Source organism: Streptomyces sp. NBC_00019 (assembly GCF_045041015.1).
In the GTDB taxonomy this organism is placed as follows: domain Bacteria; phylum Actinomycetota; class Actinomycetes; order Streptomycetales; family Streptomycetaceae; genus Streptomyces.
On sequence record NZ_CP108302.1, the window covers coordinates 268,776 to 288,715 of the forward strand.

The 19,940-nt window shown below is 69.0% G+C and carries 15 protein-coding genes and 2 pseudogenes; 10 read left to right on the forward strand and 7 right to left on the reverse strand.

Annotated features, from left to right (window positions below; genetic code table 11):
* Nucleotides 1-18 precede the first annotated feature (18 nt).
* The 3 genes and pseudogenes from OHU89_RS01330 to OHU89_RS01340 all read left to right on the forward strand — a co-directional run bounded on the left by OHU89_RS01330 (nt 19) and on the right by OHU89_RS01340 (nt 2,126).
* Complete coding sequence (locus tag OHU89_RS01330) at nt 19-672, forward strand: TetR/AcrR family transcriptional regulator (RefSeq protein ID WP_405639008.1); 654 nt, start codon at nt 19-21, stop codon at nt 670-672.
* A gap of 63 nt (nt 673-735) precedes the next feature.
* Nucleotides 736-945, forward strand: a pseudogene (locus OHU89_RS01335) (FMN reductase); the annotation flags it as partial.
* 167 nt (nt 946-1,112) lie between these two features.
* Nucleotides 1,113-2,126 (forward strand): ISAs1 family transposase, encoded by a 1,014-nt coding sequence (locus tag OHU89_RS01340; protein ID WP_405639010.1) that lies wholly within the window; start codon nt 1,113-1,115, stop codon nt 2,124-2,126.
* Between the two features lie 884 nt (nt 2,127-3,010).
* Here OHU89_RS01340 and OHU89_RS01345 read toward each other — a convergent pair.
* Nucleotides 3,011-7,606: a CHAT domain-containing protein gene (locus tag OHU89_RS01345; protein WP_405639012.1), complete on the reverse strand. Its 4,596-nt coding sequence runs from the start codon at nt 7,604-7,606 to the stop codon at nt 3,011-3,013.
* Nucleotides 7,607-7,767: 161 nt separating this feature from the next.
* Between OHU89_RS01345 and OHU89_RS01350 the strand changes: the two genes are divergently transcribed.
* Both OHU89_RS01350 and OHU89_RS01355 read left to right on the forward strand, forming a co-directional pair.
* Nucleotides 7,768-8,169, forward strand: coding sequence for a hypothetical protein (locus OHU89_RS01350; protein WP_405639014.1), 402 nt, complete (start codon nt 7,768-7,770; stop codon nt 8,167-8,169).
* A 25-nt stretch (nt 8,170-8,194) separates the two neighbouring features.
* Complete coding sequence (locus tag OHU89_RS01355; RefSeq protein WP_405639016.1) at nt 8,195-9,121, forward strand: hypothetical protein; 927 nt, start codon at nt 8,195-8,197, stop codon at nt 9,119-9,121.
* Nucleotides 9,122-9,245: 124 nt separating this feature from the next.
* Here the strand turns inward: OHU89_RS01355 and OHU89_RS01360 are convergent, their stop codons facing one another.
* The 5 genes from OHU89_RS01360 to OHU89_RS01380 form a co-directional block, all read right to left on the reverse strand.
* Nucleotides 9,246-10,196: a hypothetical protein gene (locus OHU89_RS01360; protein ID WP_405639018.1), complete on the reverse strand. Its 951-nt coding sequence runs from the start codon at nt 10,194-10,196 to the stop codon at nt 9,246-9,248.
* Nucleotides 10,197-11,542: 1,346 nt separating this feature from the next.
* Nucleotides 11,543-11,866 carry a helix-turn-helix domain-containing protein gene (locus OHU89_RS01365; protein ID WP_405639020.1) on the reverse strand — a complete coding sequence of 108 codons (324 nt, stop codon included), beginning with the start codon at nt 11,864-11,866 and terminating at the stop codon, nt 11,543-11,545.
* Nucleotides 11,863-12,972 (reverse strand): tyrosine-type recombinase/integrase, encoded by a 1,110-nt coding sequence (locus tag OHU89_RS01370; RefSeq protein ID WP_405654254.1) that lies wholly within the window; start codon nt 12,970-12,972, stop codon nt 11,863-11,865. Before OHU89_RS01370 ends, OHU89_RS01365 begins: the two co-directional genes overlap by 4 nt.
* Nucleotides 12,973-13,515: 543 nt before the next feature.
* Nucleotides 13,516-13,917: a nuclear transport factor 2 family protein gene (locus OHU89_RS01375; protein WP_405639022.1), complete on the reverse strand. Its 402-nt coding sequence runs from the start codon at nt 13,915-13,917 to the stop codon at nt 13,516-13,518.
* Complete coding sequence (locus OHU89_RS01380; protein ID WP_405639024.1) at nt 13,914-14,912, reverse strand: NADP-dependent oxidoreductase; 999 nt, start codon at nt 14,910-14,912, stop codon at nt 13,914-13,916. Before OHU89_RS01380 ends, OHU89_RS01375 begins: the two co-directional genes overlap by 4 nt.
* Before the next feature lie 118 nt (nt 14,913-15,030).
* Here OHU89_RS01380 and OHU89_RS01385 point away from each other — a divergent pair, with 118 nt between their 5' ends.
* The 5 genes and pseudogenes from OHU89_RS01385 to OHU89_RS01405 all read left to right on the forward strand — a co-directional run.
* Complete coding sequence (locus OHU89_RS01385; RefSeq protein ID WP_405639025.1) at nt 15,031-15,906, forward strand: LysR family transcriptional regulator; 876 nt, start codon at nt 15,031-15,033, stop codon at nt 15,904-15,906.
* 310 nt (nt 15,907-16,216) lie between these two features.
* Nucleotides 16,217-16,810, forward strand: a complete 594-nt coding sequence (locus OHU89_RS01390) for a TetR/AcrR family transcriptional regulator (RefSeq protein WP_405639027.1) — start codon at nt 16,217-16,219, stop codon at nt 16,808-16,810.
* 88 nt (nt 16,811-16,898) lie between these two features.
* Nucleotides 16,899-17,588, forward strand: coding sequence for a type 1 glutamine amidotransferase domain-containing protein (locus OHU89_RS01395; RefSeq protein ID WP_123986495.1), 690 nt, complete (start codon nt 16,899-16,901; stop codon nt 17,586-17,588).
* Nucleotides 17,585-18,007 carry a DUF1330 domain-containing protein gene (locus OHU89_RS01400; protein ID WP_405639029.1) on the forward strand — a complete coding sequence of 141 codons (423 nt, stop codon included), beginning with the start codon at nt 17,585-17,587 and terminating at the stop codon, nt 18,005-18,007. Before OHU89_RS01395 ends, OHU89_RS01400 begins: the two co-directional genes overlap by 4 nt.
* A gap of 386 nt (nt 18,008-18,393) precedes the next feature.
* Nucleotides 18,394-18,600: pseudogene (locus tag OHU89_RS01405) on the forward strand (YbfB/YjiJ family MFS transporter); the annotation flags it as partial.
* A gap of 31 nt (nt 18,601-18,631) precedes the next feature.
* Here the strand turns inward: OHU89_RS01405 and OHU89_RS01410 are convergent.
* Nucleotides 18,632-19,828 (reverse strand): RNA-guided endonuclease InsQ/TnpB family protein, encoded by a 1,197-nt coding sequence (locus tag OHU89_RS01410; RefSeq protein ID WP_405639031.1) that lies wholly within the window; start codon nt 19,826-19,828, stop codon nt 18,632-18,634.
* Between the last annotated feature and the right edge of the window lie 112 nt (nt 19,829-19,940).

A 19,940-nucleotide genomic window follows, 5' to 3' on the forward strand; every position in this document is an offset into this window, starting at 1 on the left:
GGCAGCGAGGAGGAGGCCATGAAGTCGCAGGTCAAGCGGGTGCCCAATGTGCGGGGCGAGGGCGAGCGGCTGCGGCAGGAGATCCTCGACGCGGCGACCCGCATCCTGGAGGAGACGGGCCGCGAGGACGCGCTCTCCCTGCGCGGAGTCGCCCGCGAGGTCGGCATCTCCGCGCCCAGCGTCTACCGGCACTTCAAGGACAAGGCCGACCTGGTCTCCACCGTCCTCGACGCCACCTACCGCGCACTGGCCGTCGCGATGAGGGAGGCCGGCGAGTCGGCCGCCGCCGCAGGCGCGGACCCGTGGGCGCGCGCGCGGGCCACCGTCACGGCCTACCGCAGGTTCGCCATCGACAAGCCCCGCCGCTACCGACTGATGTTCAGCCTGGAATACGAGCCCCAGCACCATCCCTCCGCCGACCACCCCATCGGCACCGTGCTCCAGGCGTGGACCGATACGGCCGACGCCTACCTCACCGAAGCAGCCCCCGACCGTCGGGCGGAGGCGCAGGACTTGGGCATCCACCTGTGGACCGCCCTGCACGGCCAGCTCGTCCTGTGGCGTACCCTGCCGAGCCCCGTCGCCGGCAGCGAAGACGTCCTGATCGAGCTGGAGGAGTCCCTGCTGCGACGCCTGCTCCCGGCACCGGAGGCTCCGAGCCCTACTGAGTGACAGGCCAGGAACACTCCCTGCTCCCGGAAGACACGCGGGAGCGCCCGATCACTCGTTGAGCGCGGCCAGTTCGGCGGCGTCTGGGCGCAGAACGCGACCCGCAAGGCCGCGGGCATCGTCGGCGCCAGGGTGCTGGAGGACGCCAAGCCGTCCATCGCCGGTTCCGTGGTCCGTTTCGCCGAGACGCACCCCTCCGACGATGCCGAGGTCGCCACGCAGCTGGTCGAGGTCATCGGTCTGATCCACGGCGAGGCCGCGTCCGGCGCCGCCTGATCGATGTACGCATGATGGAGGGCCGAACCCTAGAAACCGCCCATGGGCTCCGGCCCTTCTTCCGGTTCCCGGCCTCAGCCCGGCTCGCTCTTTCCCGTGACTGAGCTGCGTGCGAGAACGTGCTGCTGTTCGAACCTGTCCCGGTCCGCCGAACAGGGCCGCTACAGGTGCACCGGCTGCGGGCACGGCTGAGACCGGTACTCGGCGGGATATTGGAAGCAACAGCTCGCAATAGGCGAGAGAACTGGCGGCATGCACCGTCCAGGTCGGCCATCGGGAGGGTCCTCGAGCGTCTCGACACCAACGCACTCGACGCGGCCGTGGGAGCCTGGCTCGCTCACCGCCATACCGCCGCAGCCCCGGGCAGGCGACGGGTGATCGCCGTGGACGGCAAGGCACTGCGCGGCTCCGCCCGCCTGGACCAGCCCCGCCGGCACCTGCTGTCCGCCGTCACCCACGGCTGCCCGGTCACCCTCGCCCAGGCTGAGGTTGGGTCCAAGACCAACGAGACACGGCACTTCCAGCCCCTGCTTGCACCGCTCGACCTGGACGGAGACGTGCTCACCTTCGACGCGCTGCACTCCGTGAAGGCCAATGTCACCTGGCTGGCCGAGACCAAGAAGGCGCACTACGTAGCCGTGATCAAGCCCAATCAGCCCACCGCCTGGGCCCAACTGGACGGACTGGACTGGCATGCGGTGGCCATCCAGCACACCGCCTCGAACAAGGGACACGGCCGTCGCGAGTCCCGCTCGATCAAGACTCTCGCCATCGCCGACAACCTTGGCGGCATCGCCTTCCCCCACGCGAAGCTCGCCCTCCGCGTCCACCGCCGCCGCAAAGAGACCGGCAGGAAGGAGACCCGCGAGACCGTCTATGCGGTCACCAGCCTCGACGCCCACCAGGCGAAACCGGCCGAACTCGCCTCTCACCTGCGCGGACACTGGACCGTGGAAGCCCAGCACCACATCCGCGACCGTACCTTCGCCGAAGACGCCTCCACTGTCCACGCCGGCAACGCACCCCGCGTCATGGCCACCCTCCGCAACCTCGCGATCGGAGCCCTCAAAGCCCTCGGCGCGACCAACATCGCGAAGACCACCCGCGCCATCCGCGACCAACCCGAACGAGCCCTCCCCATCCTGGGCATCACCTACAAGCCCGACCCCAACGGAACTTGATCAAGCCCTGTCACCTTGGGGCTCGCGCCCTTTAGGCGATCCCGTGGTACGTCTTCGCTGTACGTATCGAGCGCGACGTAGGCCGCCCACTCATCTCCTTGACCGCCCTCGCTGGGCGGTGTCCGTCACCGTGGAGGCTGCCCGGCCGGGACAATCAAGGTCGGGCACGGTGTGGCGTCGGTATCAGGCGTCATTCCGACGGGTGGGTCTTTACACCACAGGAGATTGGACTTCAGGCAATCCAGCTTTGGCCATATCGCGCGGGCCTTGCGACGCACCGTCTCGGACGCCTCCGGGCGGTCATCGCTTTCCGGACATGCTGTTGTCCCCTTCGGCTTTCACCTCCAGGTAAGCCCGGTGGCCCAGGAATGTTCCTCCAAATTCCTCCCGAGTGAGTCGGGGATACAACGAAGCGCCTCACGGCGCACTTGTCCCACACCAGCACGATGTTGCCGCCGAGCTGCTGGTGGGCGGCGTCCAGCAGCAAGGCGAAGTCCCTCTCCCGAGAACCCTTCTTCGCGGGAGTACGGGCCTTCCCCATGCTCAGTCGCGTCCGTCAGGGTGCCCAGGTGGCGGGCGCTCCTTGGTCAGGGGTGGGGATGATGGTGGCGGTTGCCGGTGCGGCGGGGTGCCGCATGGCGGTGATCGGGACGGCGCCCGGCTCAGTGGGCGGACTGGTGAAGAGGCGGTGTTCCAACCCTGCGCTATTCGGTGTGCGTGGTTGATTGTCAGGGGTGACGCGCCGCGAACGCTCTTGGGAGGATCAGGAGCGCGTACGCCACCGGGTGAGTTCACCAAGGCGGGGGCGCGGGATCTGCGATCCGGGTCACATTTCCTGCAACGGGGCTGTCACCGTTCGTACGCACCGGCGAAGCCTCGGGCGTTCAGGCGCCGGTGTGGAGGTAAGCGGCCCACAGGAAGGGGACTTTCGCGCGGTCCAGCGTGCCCGGCAGGTCGTGGCCGTCGCGCAGGTCGCGTACCGCCTGGTGGAGTGCCCAGGCCGAACGGCCGGTGTCCAGTGCTCCGGTGGGGGTGCGCAGGTGGGTGTAGAAGGCGTCGGCGACGGCGGCGGCGGTCTGGTCCCTGATCTCCCACAGGGTGCCCACCACATGGGGGAACCCGGCGAGTTGGAAGGCGGAGGTCAGGTGGATGGACTCTTCGAGCAATTCGGCGTTGCTGACGGCCGCGGTGCGACAGGCCGACAGGTAGGCCAGCTGGGCGTGGTCGAGGCGGACGGGGGCGAGACCGGCGACGGTGAACGGGTCGGACGCGTGGTCGTGGAGCAGGAGCAGGCTCCGGGAGGGGTCGGCGGGGTGGCTGGCGCCGTGGCAGGCGAAGTGCGCGATCGGACAGTCGGGCAGGTGGCGCAGAACGGCGGCCTTGGTGGGCAGGTCCGTGGCGGGTCCGTCCGGTTCCGTGGGGTCGGGCTCACGAAGCAGGACGGCACCCGGCAGGTGCCGGCGCAGCAGTTCCGCCTCGGCCGCCACGTAAGGAAGGCGGCCGAGGCCGGGCACGCCGGGAGTGGTGGGCATGGCGACGATCAGGCCCCGGGCGAGCGCGTCGGGGGACAGGACCCGACCGCCACTGGTGCGGCGGGCGTGGCGCAGGGCGCGGACGGTCGGCGTGTAGGAGGAGACCACCCGGTCCATGACGGTACGTCGGCACGCGTCGTCGGCGGGATCGGTGTGGTGGCCTGCGGCGTGCAACGGCAGCAGCCCCAGCGCTCCACCCGGCACCCACCACACCCGCGGCCAGTCGGCCTCCGCCGACGGCCGCCGGTGATGGTCCAGCAGGTCGAGCACGGGTCCTGTCGCGTTGTCCCACAGCCATTCCAGGACTGCTGTCATGTCGTCCTGCGCCGCGCGCCGGAGAGCGGCGCTCGCACCCGTGGAGGCAGTGGCCAGTGCCTGGTGGAAGGTGATGATCTGCTCGTTCAGGGTTGGGACGGTGATGCCGGGGAGTTCCAGGTGGGTGATGCCGTCGTGGGTGAGTACCAGGGCGTCGCTGCGGAAGTGGCTGATGTTGAACACCACGACCGGGCCCTGGGCGGCCTCGGCGAGGAGTTCCTCGACGCTGGGCGGTAGGGCGAACGAGCCGAACCCGTCGAGCGCGCGGATCTCGCTCAGGGTCCGGGCGAGATCGCGGACCAGGTCGTGCCGGTCGGGGGCAGCGCCGTGCTCCTGGTGTGCCGCGAGTGTGGCCGTGTCCAGGAGCGCGTCGAGGGGGGAGTCGCCGGCGGGCTGGTCCAGGTGGTCGCGCAGGCGTACGAACCGTGCGGCCAGGTCCGGGTGGCGGCCCTTCAGGTCGGTGATGTCGTCACGGGTGTCCAGCGCCTGGCTGTAGAGGACCGCCCGCCCCGCCTCCAGCAACCGCACTGCTCTGGCGCCCCGTTCGTGCCGGCCCGTTCGTGGATCGGCCAGGGCAAGACCTGCGGCATGCGCGGCGAGACCGGCGAACTCACCGAGTGCGTGCTGCTGATCGCCCCGCCCCAGCTGCCGTGCGGCCAGCTCGGGCAGCAGCAGCACCGCGGCCTCCGCTGCGTCGGCCGCCCGCCCCGTGTCCGACATGGCCAGCAGCGCGGCCACGGCACTTCCCGCTTTGACGCGGACCGTCGGGGTTGCCGTAGCCGATTCGTACGCTTCGGTGTACGCGGCCACAGCTCCGTCGAGATCCGCCCCGTTCCCGGTGCGCTCGGACCTGGTCCACAGCGCGGTACCCAGGTTGGACAGGCCTGTGGCGCGTTCTGGTTGGTCGTCGGGGGCGGCTGCTGTCGCGGCTCGGAGGCGGTCGATGGCTTCGTCCAGATCCGTCTCCTCCTCGGTCCGCTTGAACCGCGACATCAACGCGACCGCGAGGTTGGACTGGTATTTGGCGTGTTCCGGCTGTTCGACCGCGGTGGCCGCTACTGCGGCTCGGAGGTGGTCGACGGCCTCGTCCAAGGCCGCCCGGTCTCCCGTGCGCTCGTACCCGGCCAGCAGCGCATGCCCCAGATTGGACAGGTGCTGCGCTCGGATGACGTGGCCGTCGGGAGTGGCTTCCATCGCCTTCCGTTGACCAGTGATGGCCTCGTCCAGGTCTGCCGGGTTTCCGGTGCGGTCGAATCGCGACAGCAACGAGGTTCCGAGGTTGGACTGGTATTTGGCGTGTTCCGGGTGTTCGACGGGGGTGGCCGCCACTGCGGCTCGGAGGCGGTCGACGGCCTCGTCCAAGGCCGCGCGGTCCCCAGTGCGGCCGAATCGTGCCTGCAGGGCGGCCGCGAGGTTGGACAGGTGCCGCGCCCGATCGGGGTGGTCGTCCGGGGTGGCCTTCACCGCCTTCCGTTCAACAGTGATGGCCTCGTCCAGGTCCGTTACGTCCCCGGTCCGTTCGAATCCGGCCCGTAGCGCCTGCCCAAGGTTGGACAGGAGCAAACGGCGCTGGGGATGGTTGTCGGGGGTGGCCGCCACTGCGGTCCTGAGACCGCGGATCGCCTCGTCCAGGTCCGCCTGGTTCCCGGTGCGCCCGAAACGCGCCTGCAGGATTACCGCGAGGTTGGACAGCCGTAGCGTCCGGTCGGGGTGGTCGTCCGGGGCGGCTTCCACCGCCTCCCGCTCAACGGTGACGGCCTCTTCCAGGTCCCTCGCGTCCCCGGTCCGCTCGTATCTGGCTCGCAGCGCCTGCCCGAGGTTGGACAGGCTCCTGGCCCGGTTGGGATGGTCGTCGGGGGTGGTGTCCACGGCCTTCCGCAGGACAGTGATGGCCTCGTCCAGGTCCACCTGGTTTCCGGCGCGGTCGAACCGCGACTGCAGTGCGACTCCCAGGTTGGACAGGTAGCCGGCCTGGTCGGGGTGTTCGTTGGGGGTGGCGGCTACCGCCTCCCGTTCAAAAGCGATGGCATCGTTGATGTCCACCGGGTTCCCGGCGTGGTCGAACCGGGACTGCAACGCGGTTCCGAGGTTGGACAGGTACCCCGCCCTGTCGGGGTGGTCGTCGGGGACGGCGGCCACCGCGCTACGGAGGCCGTCGATGGCTTCGTCCATGTCCGCCCGGTCCCCGGCGAGGTCGAACCGCGACTGCAAAGCGACTGCGAGGTTGGACAGGTACCCCGCCCGGTTGCGGTGATCGTCAGGGACAGCGGCCACCACGCTACGGAGGCCGTCGATGGCTTCGTCCAGGTCCGCCCGGTCCCCGGTGCGCCCGAACCGTGCCATCAACGCGATGGCGACCTTGGCCAGGTAACTCGGCCGGTCGGGGTGGTCGGCGGGAAGAGTGCTCAGCGCCTCCCGCGCGGCAACGACAGCTTCGTCGGAACCTGCCTGGTTCCCGGTGCGTTCGAACCGCGCCTGCAACGCGTCCGCGAGGTTGGACACGTACGTGGCGCGTTCCGCGTGGTTGTCGGGGGTGGCCGCCACCGCGCTCTGAAGACTGTGGATGGCTTCGTCCAGGTCCGCCCGGTCTCCGGTCCGTTCGAACCGTTCCATCAACGCGACCCCGAGGTTGGACAGGTACAGAGGGCGCCTCGGGTGGTCGGTGGGGACGGCGTCCGCCGCCTCCCGCTCGACGGTGATGGCCTGGTCCAGGTCCACCTGGTCCCCGAAGCGCCCGAACCTGGTCCTCAGCACGGTCCCCAGGTTGGACAGGTACGTCGCGCGATCGGGGTGGCCGACGGGGGCGGCCTCCACCGCGCTCCGGAGACTGTGGACGGCTTCGTCCAGGTCCGCCCGGTCCCCGGTCTGCTGGAACCGCGGCACCAGCGCGATCCCGAGGTTGGACAGATACCCCGCCCGATCGGGGCCGTCGGCAGGGATGGACTTCACCGTGGCCCTGAGGTGGTCGACGGCCTCGTCCAGGTCCGCCCGGTCGCCGGCTCGCGTGAACCGCACGCGAAGCGCGTCTCCCAGGAGGGACAGACAGTTCATTCGCTGCGGGTCGTCGGCGGGAAAGGCCCTGAGCGCGTCTCGTGCCACGACGATGGCTTCGTCCAGGTCCGTACGGTCCCCGGTCCGCTCGAACCGCGTACGCAGCGCGCCCCCCATGTAGGACTGGTACACCGGACGCTGGGGGAAGCCGGGTGGGGTGGCGCTCACCACGCGTTCCCACAGGTGCACCGCGGCGGAGAGCACGTCCGGGTCGGTCGACCTCGTGGCTCGCTGGAACAGTTCGACCGCGTGCGGTGCCGCGTGCCCCGCGACGAACGGCAGCACGCCTTCCGGCAGGCCCTTGGCGCCGTCGAGGAAGCACGGAACGAACGCCGCCACCGCGGCCATCAGATCCGTGTGGTTGACGCCGGGGGGGAGCGCGGAGCACCGGTTCCAGTGGAACCAGCCGAGCGCGTACCAGGCCGTGACGTCGCTGTCCCCGCTCTTGTCGGCGGTACGAAGGAGTGCGGCGAGCCGCTGAGCGTCGGCGAGGGCCTGTGGCTCCATCACTGCGGAAGGGTCGCCCGTCTCGGCCAGCCGTCCCAGCCGTGCCCACACCGCGGCCAACAACTCGTCGCGCACCCCACGCCCCCCTGTCAGTACCCCGCTCCGCGGCCACGCCCTACCAGGTACGTGGGGGTGAACCGGCATAACGCCCGTTGCTTGGTGCAACAATCCGATGGGATGTCAGACTAGTCGGCCGTGGCGCGGGACCGCGGCCGAACCAGTTCTACGGGGGGTCCATGGCCGACGAACGAGGGCACACGGCGGGGCGGTTGGCCGCGGTGTGTGGGCACCTGGACGAGATCCGCAGGGATCTGCGGTCGGTGCCCGGCGGTGACGACGGCCCGGTGGAACGGGTACTGGCAGCCGTACGGGACGGGGCCGACGTGGCAGGCGCGTTAGACGGGCTGCACGCGGTATTGCAGGCCGCCGGCGATCCATGGGGGTTGGACGGCTACGCCGACGACGGATCCGGCCTGCGGGGGATATGGCCGGACGGAATCGCGAGGCCGAGCCCGGGTGAGCACGTGTATCTGTGTCCCGCCGACCGGTGCACGCGTTCCTGGTGGCCGCGGCGGGCCACCGAACCGGTGCCGGAGTGTGGGATGAGCGGCGCCGCCCTGCGCAGGAAACGGCTCTGACCCGGTGGGCGGGCTGTTGACGGAGGTGGGCAAGAGACTCGCCGAGAAGTGGGTGTCCCTGCTCGTCCTGCCCGGCGCCCTCTACCTCGCCGTCGCCACCGCCGCCGTCGCCCTCGGTCACACCCACCCGTTCGACCTGTCCCGCGTCACCGACCGGATCACCGCCTGGGCCAACCATTCGGCCGCGACCAGGGGCGGCGGCCAGGTGGTACTGCTGGTGGCGGTGCTGGCAGGCGCAGCGGTGGCGGGACTTGCCGCGCAGGCCCTCGGCTCCCTGCTGGAACGGCTCTGGCTGGCCGCCGACTGGCCCGCCTGGCCACGCCCTGCCCGCCGACTCGCCGCCCGGCGCACGGCCCGCAGGCGTCGGGCGTGGATCGCCGCCGCCCTAACCTGGCACCGGCGTCGCGACGAAGACATCCGCTCCCTGGCCCGTAGGAACCCCGCCGATCCCGCCGCCCGGCAGGCCGCGGAACGCGCCATGACGCGCATCGCGTTCGAAGAACCCATGCGTCCCACCTGGAGCGGCGACCGCCTCAACGCGGCGGCGGTGCGAATCGAACGCGACCAGGGCCTCGACCTGGCCACCGTATGGCCGCACCTGTGGCTCGCACTCCCCGAGGGGCCCCGCAGCGAGGTCACCGCCGCCCGCCAGGCCCTCACCCGCGCGACCACGCTGGCCGCCTGGGCCCTCCTCTACCTGCCCCTCACCGTCCAGTGGTGGCCGGCCGCCCTGGTCGCCTGCGTACTCGCCCTCACCGCTCGGGCCCGTACGCGCGCGGCCGCCGACGCGTACGCCCTGTTGCTGGAAGCCGCCACCCGTCTGCACGCCCGCGACCTGGCAGGACACCTGGGCCTTGACACCACCACCCCCCTCACCCCCGAGGCGGCCGACACCCTCACTCGGTATCTGGCGCCCACCCCTCCCCCGCCGCCGGACGGGAGTGACGGTTGAGCGATCAGCTCAGCGGGGGAGGTCCATGGTTCTTGCGGTGCAGAATCAGCGGACGCCAGGCCCCGCCGGATCCATCCGGCGGGGCCTGGCGTTGATCTGTTCGCCGTCAGTCGCGAGCAGGTTCTTACCCGCGCACGTCGGTGGCCTGGACGGCTGCGAGGTAGTCCGTCCAGCTGTCCTGAGCGAACCGAGCCCACCTGTGGGCGCTGCTTGCGCTGACGCCGAAGAGGTCACTGATCACGATGGGAGGAAGGTCAGCCACGGCTTCGAGCATGGCGGTGTTGCGGGCGCTGATGACTTCCAGGCCGTGTTTTCGCAGCTTGTTCACGATCCTCTGGGCCGTGATCGGACGGTGGGCGGGCACGCCCGGAAACAAGTAGGTAAGGCGACCGTCCTGTGGCGGCCGGAGCATTGAGCGGACCGTCGGTCGTGCGATCTGTTCCTCGATGAGCAGTGCCAGTTTGGGCGGCAGGAGGACGGGGTTGCGTTCGATGGTGAGGTAGGCGTCGTCCCCAGTGCGTTCGAACCGGTCAGTGGTCAGTTCGACCAGGCGGACGACGGGCAGGGCGTAGAGCCCGATCAAAGCGCCCGCGATGCGAACGGCGAGGGGGAGTTGGTCGTCGTTCAGGCAGCGTTTCAGTTGCTCGTTCAGCGCGGTTTCGGTGATGAACTGGGTTGGGAGACCGGTTCGCTCTGCCGTGAGGGCCATCGTCCTGTTAAGTCGTCGGGCCCCGGCCCATCGGATGAAGGCTCCGATCGACCTTCGGCGTGTGGCATGAGTGGTGAGCCAGAGGTCCAGGTCCTCCTGGCCGGCTGCGGCCAGGTCGAGCTGTTTCTCATCGAGCCAGTTCGGGAAGTCGATCGCGGCGCGGATGTCCCTGCGATCGCTGGTGGCGGCGTTGGTGGTGTACCGGCCGCGGGATGACCGGCGTCGTGCGTCGCGGATGATGTGCCACTCGGCGAAAGGACGGATGATCTTCATCTGATGCTGCGGAAGTCGCGCCAGGACATCGGCAGACCACAGTTCCAGACGGGCGAGGTTCTCGTTTCGCTCCGGCAGGACGCCGGTCGCCACCAAGAGCTTCCGGAAGTGATGGGTCGTGTTGTAGTCCTGGGACAGGGCGTCCAGAGACGCGTGGGTGATCTCCGTGTTCTGGGACATGAGCTCGGCGAGGATCTTCGGGCCGGAGCTGGTCCGAAGCCAGGTCAGCACGGACCGTGGATGGTCGGCCGAGGCGAGTGCGTCCGCGAGCGGACGGAGGGCCGGCGGGACGGGGCCGTTCCCTTGCGCGAGGAGTTGGTGCACGCGGTCACCGACCGCGCATCGGAGGCAGAGTCCGTCCGCGTAGATGTCGCCGGGAAAGCCGCAACGACTGCAGCTGTAGGTGATGTCCGTGCCGCAGCAGGGTCCGCAGAGATCGCCTCCGTCGTCAGCGCAGCCGATCAGGACCTGGGTGGTCTGGCATCGTGAGCACGGTGCGGGGTTCCGCCTGCGCCGAGTGAAGCATGTGTCACAGACCGGGCCGATGGGCCAGTTGGCCCGCACGTCACGCTCGCGGCCGCAGTCGGCGCACGGAGCGAGCGTGCGCGGTCGGCAGGCGTCGCAGTGGAGGGCGCCTTGTCGCTCCCTCACGCGGAAGACACGCGCCTGACGGTTGCAGACGCTGCACACCCCAAGCGGCCCCGTGTTGCAGTTCTGGCAGAGATCGGGCTGTCCGTCGACGGCACGGACTCTGATCCGCTGGATGCTGCCGCAGCCTCCGCAGAGTCGAGGCGGGGGCGCGTAACAGCTGTTGCAGACCGGTCCATCCTCGGTGTTGGCCTGGGCCGGTCGGAGCTTTCCGCATCGGATCCATTTCCGCTTCGGCTTCGGAGCGCAGGACTGACACAGTGCCGTGCCGTCCTCGCGCCGGCTCTTTGGCAACTTGCGCTGTCCGCAGCCGGCGCACTCCTGCCAGGACAGGGAGGAGTCCCTGCTGTAACAACGCCTGCAGATCGGCCCCTCCTCGAGTCGGCGGACGATGACGCCGTCCTGTCCGCAGCGGGCGCACTGCCGAAGCTCGGTGCGGCTCACGCACCACCCGCAGCAGCGGCCCTGGGGGGTCGGGCGGGAGAGTTCCCGGTCGCTGCGGCCGCAGATGGCGCAGGACAACTGGGTGACCGCCTCCCCGAACCCCTCGGCATCCAGCTGACGCAGGAGCCGGTCCAGCGCGGCCGGACAGTGGGGCGAGGGGGTGAGCGCGTCACCGCGTTCGGCGAAGTGTCGGGCCAGCTCGCGTGCGGGTATCGGGCCCCATGCCTTCGCTCGCTCAAGAACGGCCTGAGCCGCCTGCTCGGTCAGTTCCGGAATCCGTTGCTGGACGTGACCGATGATGCTGGCCCTGGCCTCCGCGAGGTCCCGCTGATTTCTCTGCTTTTGGTTCACGGCTTCCCGGGGCGGCGAACGACGGCTCGGCGCGGTGTGATCGGGGTGGGGTCGGCGTCGCCGACGACCTTGGGGAGCTGGGTGTTGACGGCCTCCGGCTTGATCAGGTCGTTCGGGGTGCACTGGAGGATGTCGCAGAGCGCAACGAGGGTGTCCATGCTCATCCGCTGGGGCGGTTGGGTCACCAACCGGTAGACCTGTTCGCGAGAAAGGGTGACGCCTCGCTCAGCCAGCAGCGGCACCAGGTCGGAGGTCTGGAACATCTCCTGTTCGGCCATCAGCTTTCGCAGGTGCCACTGATAGCCCATCTTCTTGATCATGTCGTCACGTCCCAGTCGTCGCCCAGCCGGTTCTTCAGTGATGCTTCCAGCAGCTTGTTACGGAACTCGTTCGAGACCCCCATGTAGATCGCCGTGGTGGACGCGTGCGAGTGTCCGACCTGTTCCTGGACGAACCGGGCGGGGTAGCCGAACTCGGTCAGGTGCGTGATGTAGCTGTGGCGGAGGCAGTGCAGATCCAGATCCTCGTCCAGGTCGGCCGCCTTGCGGGCGGCGACGAACGCCTCATTGATCGACCGGGGCGACAGCCGCCCGCACCGCTCCGTCATCCAGAGCGCCGGGTGTCGCCCGGGCGAGAACTGCGGGCGTATCTCAGTCACCCACTGATCCAGCACGTCGACGCACCAGTCCATCTCCGGAACGGTCAGCACCGTCCGCCGCTTCGGAGGCGAGCCCTTCTGGGCCTTGCCGAAGCGCACCATCGCACTGCCGTAGTTGCGGAACTGCGGGGCCTTTCGGTTGCGCCGCAGGTCGACCAGGTCGAGCCGGGAGGACTCCGTGCGGCGCGTCCCGTAGGCGTAGATCGTCTTGAGCACGGCAGCGTCGCACAGAGCACAGAGGGCGCCCTTGCGGCCCTGGCCGCGGATCTTGCTCGGCCGCGCGTCGGCAGCGTCGAACAGGGCTTGTATCTCGTCGTAGTCCAGCGGTCGGCGGCGCGGGTCGCCCTCGTACTCGACCGTATGGAGGACTGAGTTGCCCTCGTGGAAGACATGCTGCGGCACCTCGCCGAACCGCTCCGAGCAGGCGTGCAGCCAGCCGTAACGGGAGTCGAGGAGGTACTCCAGGAACAGGCCGATCGTTACCTCGTAGCTGCGGGCGGTCGACATCTGGATCGGCGTGCTGCCGCTTCGCAGGTGCGCTATGAACGCCTCGCCGTCCGCTGGCGTCCACTGCCAGGGGTACTGGCCCGTGAACTCCTCCAACCGCTCGATCAACCGGAGCCGCGGGTCGATCGTCGACGACTTCAGAAACCGAGCTGACTGTTGCCTCGCCCACCCCTCCTTCATCGCGTCGAACACCGCTGGCGCCGGGTCGAGATGGATGACGTTGCGGGCCAGGACAAGGTGCGCTGAACCGGGTGCTTGCATGCTCACCCGCCTGTTGTATCAAACGCAACAATGATGAGTCTATGTGCTAGCGTGCAGGTCAGGGCTTGATCGACTCGGCGGGCCCCTTCGGGGCCCGCCTCGCCGACCAGCCGAAATGGCCTTCCGGGCTCCGCGCGGAGTGTTGCATCAGATGCAATTCATCCTGTTTCACTGGTGGAGTGTCGGTATTCGAGAGTTGCAGTATTTGCCCGCAGGGTAAGCAGCCCCGCAACCGGCCCAGTCACGTCAGCGGTGACAAGGCGTACAGCTCTCGCCGCCAGGCGCTATCGCCGCCTACCTGCTCTCCACGTCGAAGGCTCCGACCCCGCGACCGTCGGAAGGGCCATCACCACTCTGGCTGTCCCCGACCGTCTGCCCGATCGGCCATGGGGCAACCGGGCCCGCTGGCGTTCAACAACCCGTCGACCGGCTGATCATCTCCCCGCACGGGGCCGTACTGTTCGGCGTCGGCACAATCGATGCCCGGGCGCCGCTGCCAGCCATCCGGTGATCGCCGGACGCACTGCCCGTGCCGGCGGCGCCCTACAAAACGTTGTCCAGCGTCAGGTTGAGCTCGGCAATCCGCCACTCACCGTCGGACTGACGCAGGCCGAACGTATAGACCCCGGTCGAGATGATCTGGATGCTCTCGCCGGTGTTCCTCGTCTGCAGCAGGTAGGCCCGCACCTCGGCGGTGGCGGCGTCCACCGTCGTGACCACGACATTGCTCAAGTGGTGCCGTGTTCTTCCGGTCTGGGCCGTGTGTCCGGCACGGATGAAGTCGAGCACCGCCGTGCGTCCGGAGACCGGGCCGAGCGCCCTTTGCCCAGGCATCGTGAAGGTCCAGGTGGTGTCCTCGGCCAGGACCGCTTCCAGCTCGGGCACATTCAGCTCGTCCAGGGCGTGGGCGTAGCGCGCCACCGCCTGCTGGAGTTCGGCGATCACGAGACCACCGTCAGCACGATCTTGCCTTGGATGTGGCCCTGCGCGGCGCGCGTGTGTGCGCTAGCCGCTTCGGACAGCGGGTAGGTGCTGTCCACCCCGACCTGGAGCTTGCCCTCGTCGAACAGGCGCCCGATCTCGGCGAGCTGGGGGCCGTTGGAACGCACCTGAATGTTCGAGACGGTGATGCCCAGACGCGCCGTCTCTTCCGGGTCGTACTCGGCGAAGAACACCGGAAGCATGGTGCCGCCGCGCTTGAGCACGCTCAGGAAGTGTGAGCTGTCCGGGCCACCGACGGTGTCGATCACCAGGTCGACGCCGCTGATCACGTCCGCGGCCCGCGTCGTGGTGTAGTCGATGAACTCATCGGCGCCGATCTTGCGCAGGAACTGCTCGTGCCGGCCCGAGGCCACCGCGATGACGTGTGCCCCCTTCCACTTCGCCAGCTGCACCGCGAAGTGGCCCACTCCACCGGCTGCCCCGTTGACCAGCACGGTCATCCCCGGCGTTATCGGCACCGGCCGGTGCACCTGGCCGGTGAAGGGAGACGGCACGTCGTGGCCGAGATCAACCAGGTACTGCCAGGCCGTCAGCACGGCCATCGGTGCCCCGGCCGCCTGCACGTGGTCGATACCGGCCGGCTTGTGAGCCAGCTCCGAAGCCGGTGCGGCCACGTACTCGGCGTATGTCCGGCCGTCGAATCCGGGGAACCGCAGCATGCCGAAGACCTCGTCACCGGCGGCGAACCCCCGCACGTCCGGAGCGACCGCCTGGACCACGCCCGACATGTCCGTTCCGGGGATCAGGGGGAACTCCAGCGCCGGCCTCATCTCGGCCGGCATGACCTTCATCCCCTCACGCAGGTACCAGTCCGGCGGGTTGATGCCCGCCGCGTGGACCCGGACGAGCACCTCGCCCGGGCCGATCTCGGGGACCGGCACCTCGTCGTACTGCAGAACTTCCGGCCCGCCTGCTTCGTGGAACTGAATCGCCTTCATCGCGTCGCTTTCTCGGGGAGACGTTGCTCCTTCAGTCAAGATCCAGGACGGCACGGCCGTCCAAGACCGGTTCGGCAACCTCGTCATTCCGAAACGGCATGACACGTACGCTGCAAGGGTGAACGATCTCGGACAGGACCTGGAACTGCGGCTGGTGCGCTACTTCACCGTGGTGGCGGCGCACCAGCACTTCGGCCGGGCCGCCGCCGACCTGCACGTGGCCCAGCCGGCGCTGAGCCGCCAGATCCAACGGCTCGAGAAATATCTCGGCACACGACTGCTGGACCGCACCCCCCAGGGCACCCGGCTCACTCCGGCCGGCCAGACATTCCTCCCCCGGGCCCAAGCCCTGCTGCAGGCCGCCCACCGGGCCGAGCTGGCCGTGCGCGAACAAACCCAGACCGAACGAATCGCCATCGGCTACCTCGAAGACCTCGTGATCACTGCCGCCGTACGGGAACTGCGCCGCCGTCACCCGGACGCCGAGATCGCCACCCGGTATCTGAGCTGCCGCGACGTCGGATCGCTGTCCGACAAGCGCGTCGACGCCCTGATCGCGCGAGCCCCGCTGCCGCTCGCCGACGACGCCGTGTTCACCACCCCGCTGTACGAGGAGCCCCGGATGCTCGTGGTCCCGCACGGCCATCCCTTGGCCGACCGCGCGTCGGTGACCGCGGAAGAACTGGCCGGCGAAACGGCGGCGCCGTGCGCGTTCGAGACCGCGGACTGGACTTCCTACCGCATCCTCGGGGCCGACATGCCGTCGATCGAGAGCTACGAGGACAAGCTCGAACTCGTCGCGAGTGGCAGAGCGATCGCCGTACTACCGGTCGGAGATCGGCGCAGCTCACTACGTCCTGACCTCGTCACCGTCCCGATCGAGGGCGCACCCCCCAGCAGGGTCGTCCTGGTCAGCCGCAAGGGCGACCCGAATCCGATGATCAGGAATCTCCGGCTGGCGGCCAAGGCCGTCCTGACTGCCCCGCCATCCTGACCGGGAGCAGGCCGGGCGATGACCATGGCTGGCAGGCATCGTCCAGCCTGAGGGGTACAACCCAAAGCGCGGCGTCGACTTCGCCCCAACGCGCGAGCAGGACGCGACCACGGCAGGTTCGACCAGGCTGCCCGACCCGGCCCCGGCCAGGGCCCCTCAAGCGGGGCGCGACCGCTGCCGATGCCGAAGAGCGCCCCCGGAGTCCGCCTGCTCGTTGGTGCACTCAGACGAGTACGCGGACACCCGTCAGATCGCGCGCCCGGCCGTGGACTTCTAGACGACTGGTCTACTTTGGTGCTACGGTTCTTGCATGCCAGTCGCCACGCGCACCACGGACACCCGTCGGATCATCCTCGATACCGCCCAGCGGATCATGGCCCGCAAGGGTTACTCGGCTGTCGGTATCAATGAGGTGCTCGCGGAGGCCGGCGTACCGAAGGGGTCCTTCTATCACTACTTCGCCTCGAAGGACGCCTTCGGTGAAGCGATCCTGAAGAGCTACTTCGCGGACTACCTCACGGACATGGACGGCATTCTCGCCCGCTCCGGCCAGTCGTCGGCCGAGCGACTGATGGCCTACTGGCAGCAGTGGCGGGAGACGCAGAGCATCGAGGACTGCCAGGGCAAGTGCCTGGCCGTGAAACTCGGCGCCGAGGTCGCGGACTTGTCCGAGTCGATGCGCCTGGTCCTGAAGGAAGGCACGAGCGCCATCGTCGACCGCATCGAGCGGACGATCGCCAGCGGCCTGGAGGACGGCTCTCTCTCGGTCGACGGTGAAGCCCGCGATGTCGCACAGGCCCTGTACGACATGTGGCTCGGCGCCAGCGTCATGGCCAAGATCCACCGCAGTCTGGCCCCGCTCGACACCGTCACAGCGACAACCCGCAGGCTTCTGCACCTGTAGAAGGCCCGCGCCTCATGCCCGGTCCGGTCATGGGGAACCCAGTTTCAGCGTTACTAGTAGACTGGTCTAATCACACAAGGAGTGTGTCATGAAGGTTCTGATCGTCCTCACCTCGCACGACGAGCTGGGAAACACCGGCCACAAGACCGGCTTCTGGCTCGAGGAGCTGGCGGCTCCGTACTACCGCTTCAAGGAGGCCGGCTGGGAGATCACCCTCGCCTCTCCGAAGGGCGGACAGCCGCCGCTGGACCCCAAGAGCAACGAACCCGGCTTCCAGACCGACGACACCCGGCGCTTCGAGGCCGACCCCGAGGCGACCAACGCACTGGCCAACACCGTGCGCCTCGACGCGGTCTCGGCCGGAGACTTCGACACGGTCTTCTACCCCGGCGGACACGGACCACTGTGGGACCTGGCCGAGGACACCGTCTCCGCGCGGCTGATCGAAACCACTCTCCGCTCCGGCAAGCCGGTGGGACTCGTGTGCCACGCACCCGGCGTCCTGCGCCACACCGTCAACGAGGACGGCACCCCGCTGGTCTCGGGTAAGAAGGTCACCGGATTCGCCAACTCCGAGGAGGAGGCCGTCCAGCTCACCGACGTCGTCCCCTTCCTGGTCGAGGACGAACTCACCAAGCTCGGTGGCCTCTACTCCAAGACCGGCGACTGGCAGCCCTACGTCCTGCAGGACGGTCTGCTGATCACCGGGCAGAACCCGGCGTCCTCGGCTCCCGCAGCCGACGCCCTGATCGAGTTGGTCAACAAGGGCGGCGTGTGAGCGCCTACGTGGTCATGCTCCGTGAGCGCGTGACCGAACCGGCCGAGCTGGCCCTCTACGCCAGCTCGGCCCGGGCGGCACGGGCAGGCCACGAGGTGACACCCCTCGTCGGGTACGGGGCGATCGAAACCCTGGAGGGTGCGCCGTTCGACGGTGTGCTGATCCATCGCTTCCCGAGCGTTGAGGACGCGCGGGCCTGGTACGAGAGCCCGGCCTACCGCGCTGCCCCACCGCCGGGCCGGTGCGGACTACCGCGTGTTCATCGTCGAAGGAGTCGACGACACCCAGGCCCGCTGAGACGACAAGGTGTCCGTCTGCACCGCACTCCGACGCAGACGGACACCGTCCGGGCCGCAGGCGCCACACCGGTCAGCGGCGACCTGATCGCCGACGCGAACTCGCCGCCCGGACGGCCATGACGCAGTCGTCGTCTTCCCCGGCGGCAGCCACGGCACGGGAGCGGACCGGACCGGACCACACTCATCGACGGCCGTGGCCCGCAGAAGGCCGCCGACGCAGCCCACTCGGCGCCCGCAACGGCTTCGGTCTGTCAGAAGACCCGAGGCGGGGAGCCCGCGGTCAACGCCGTGCCCCAGATGTCAGGCACCCAGCCTTCAACTCTACTGAGCCCACCGGCGGGCCGCGGAGGGTCTCGGCGGCGATGCCGCCGCGGACCTGGCGCCGACGATGCCGCCGCCCGATCCGGCCGCACCGTGCCAGGCACTTCCAGAAAGGCCCCTTCCGTGACTCTCACCCTCGAACAGCCTCCTGTCGAACATCGGGTTCTCGGACCCGCTCCTGGGCCATCGCGGTCCAGGGAGCCGCAGCGCTGGCCGCCAGCAACGGGGTCGGCCGCTTCGTCTACACCCCGATCCTGCCGTTGATGCACGACCAGGCCGGCCTCTCGGCCACGAGCGGGGCGAACCTGGCGACAGCCAACTACGTCGGCTACCTGGCCGGCAGCTTCGCACCCCGACTGGTCCGCTCCCGCCTGGTGATGCGTGCCTCGTTGACTTCCTCCTCCTCGTGAACGAGGAGGAGTCCTACGGCTCGCGCCGTGGGGTTTTCTGCTTCATCGCCGACTGCCCGCCCGGAGAACTCCGTTGAGGTCTTACACCGGCTCCACAGACCGTCGCCGCCAGCCCGGCGGCCAGAAGGTTCTTCGCCGCGTTCACGTCCCGGTCATGGGCCCTCCCGCAGGTCCCGCACGTCCAGGCACGGACGCTGAGCGGCATCTTTTCCCGCAGGCTGCCGCAGGCGGAGCACAGTCTGGTGGAGGGGAAGTAGCGGTCCACCGCGATGACTTCCCGCCCGTACCAGGCCGCTTTGTACTCGAGCAGGCAGCGGAACTCCCGCCAGCCCGCATCCGCAATGGCCCGGGCGAGCGGCCGGTTTTTGACCATGTTGGTCACGGTCAGGTCCTCGATCACGAGCGTTTGATTTTCACGCACGAGCCGATTCGTCAGTTGGTGGAGCAAGTCGCGGCGCCGGTCAGCGATCCGCGCATGGACCCTGGCGACGCGACGGCGGGCCTTGTCCCGGTTCGCCGAGCCCTTGGCCTTGCGGGACGACTCCCGCTGCGCCTTCGCCAGCCGGGCCCGGTCACGGCGCTCATGCCGGGGGTTGGCGACCTTCTCCCCGGTGGACAGGGTCAACAGGTGGCCCAGACCGACATCGATGCCGATGGCCGCGTCCGTGGCGGGAAGCGGCTTCACGCTGGGGTCTTCGCACAGGATCGAGACGAACCAGCGCCCGGCCGGGTCCTGGGACACGGTCACCGTGGACGGCTTCGCCCCCTCAGGGAGCGGCCGGGACCACACGATGTCCAGCGGGTCCGTCATCTTCGCCAGTGTCAGGGCGCCGTTGCGGAAGCGGAACCCGCTGGTGGTGTATTCGGCCGACTTCCGCGATGTCTTGCGCGATTTGAAGCGCGGGTACTTCGCGCGCTTGGCGAAGAAGTGGGTGAACGCGCTCTGCAGGTGCCGCAGCGTCTGCTGCAGCGGCACCGACGACACCTCGTTGAGGAAGGCCAGTTCCTCGGTCTTCTTCCACGCCGTCAACATCGCCGAGGTCTGGTGGTAGTTGACCCGCTCCTGCCGTGCCCACGCCTCACTACGGGCGGCGAGCGCCAGGTTGTAGACCTTGCGGACACAACCGAACGTCCGCGCCAGCTCCGCCGACTGCACATCACTCGGATAGAAGCGGTACTTGAACGCCCGCTTCACAGGGTGCACGGCCACACCCACAACCTAGCCAGACCGCAGGCAGCGATCAAACGTACCGGTCAGGGCACTGTGATCCGCCCTGGCGGCGAATTCCAGCTCCTTACCCTGCTCCGCAGGAGTTTCGTTT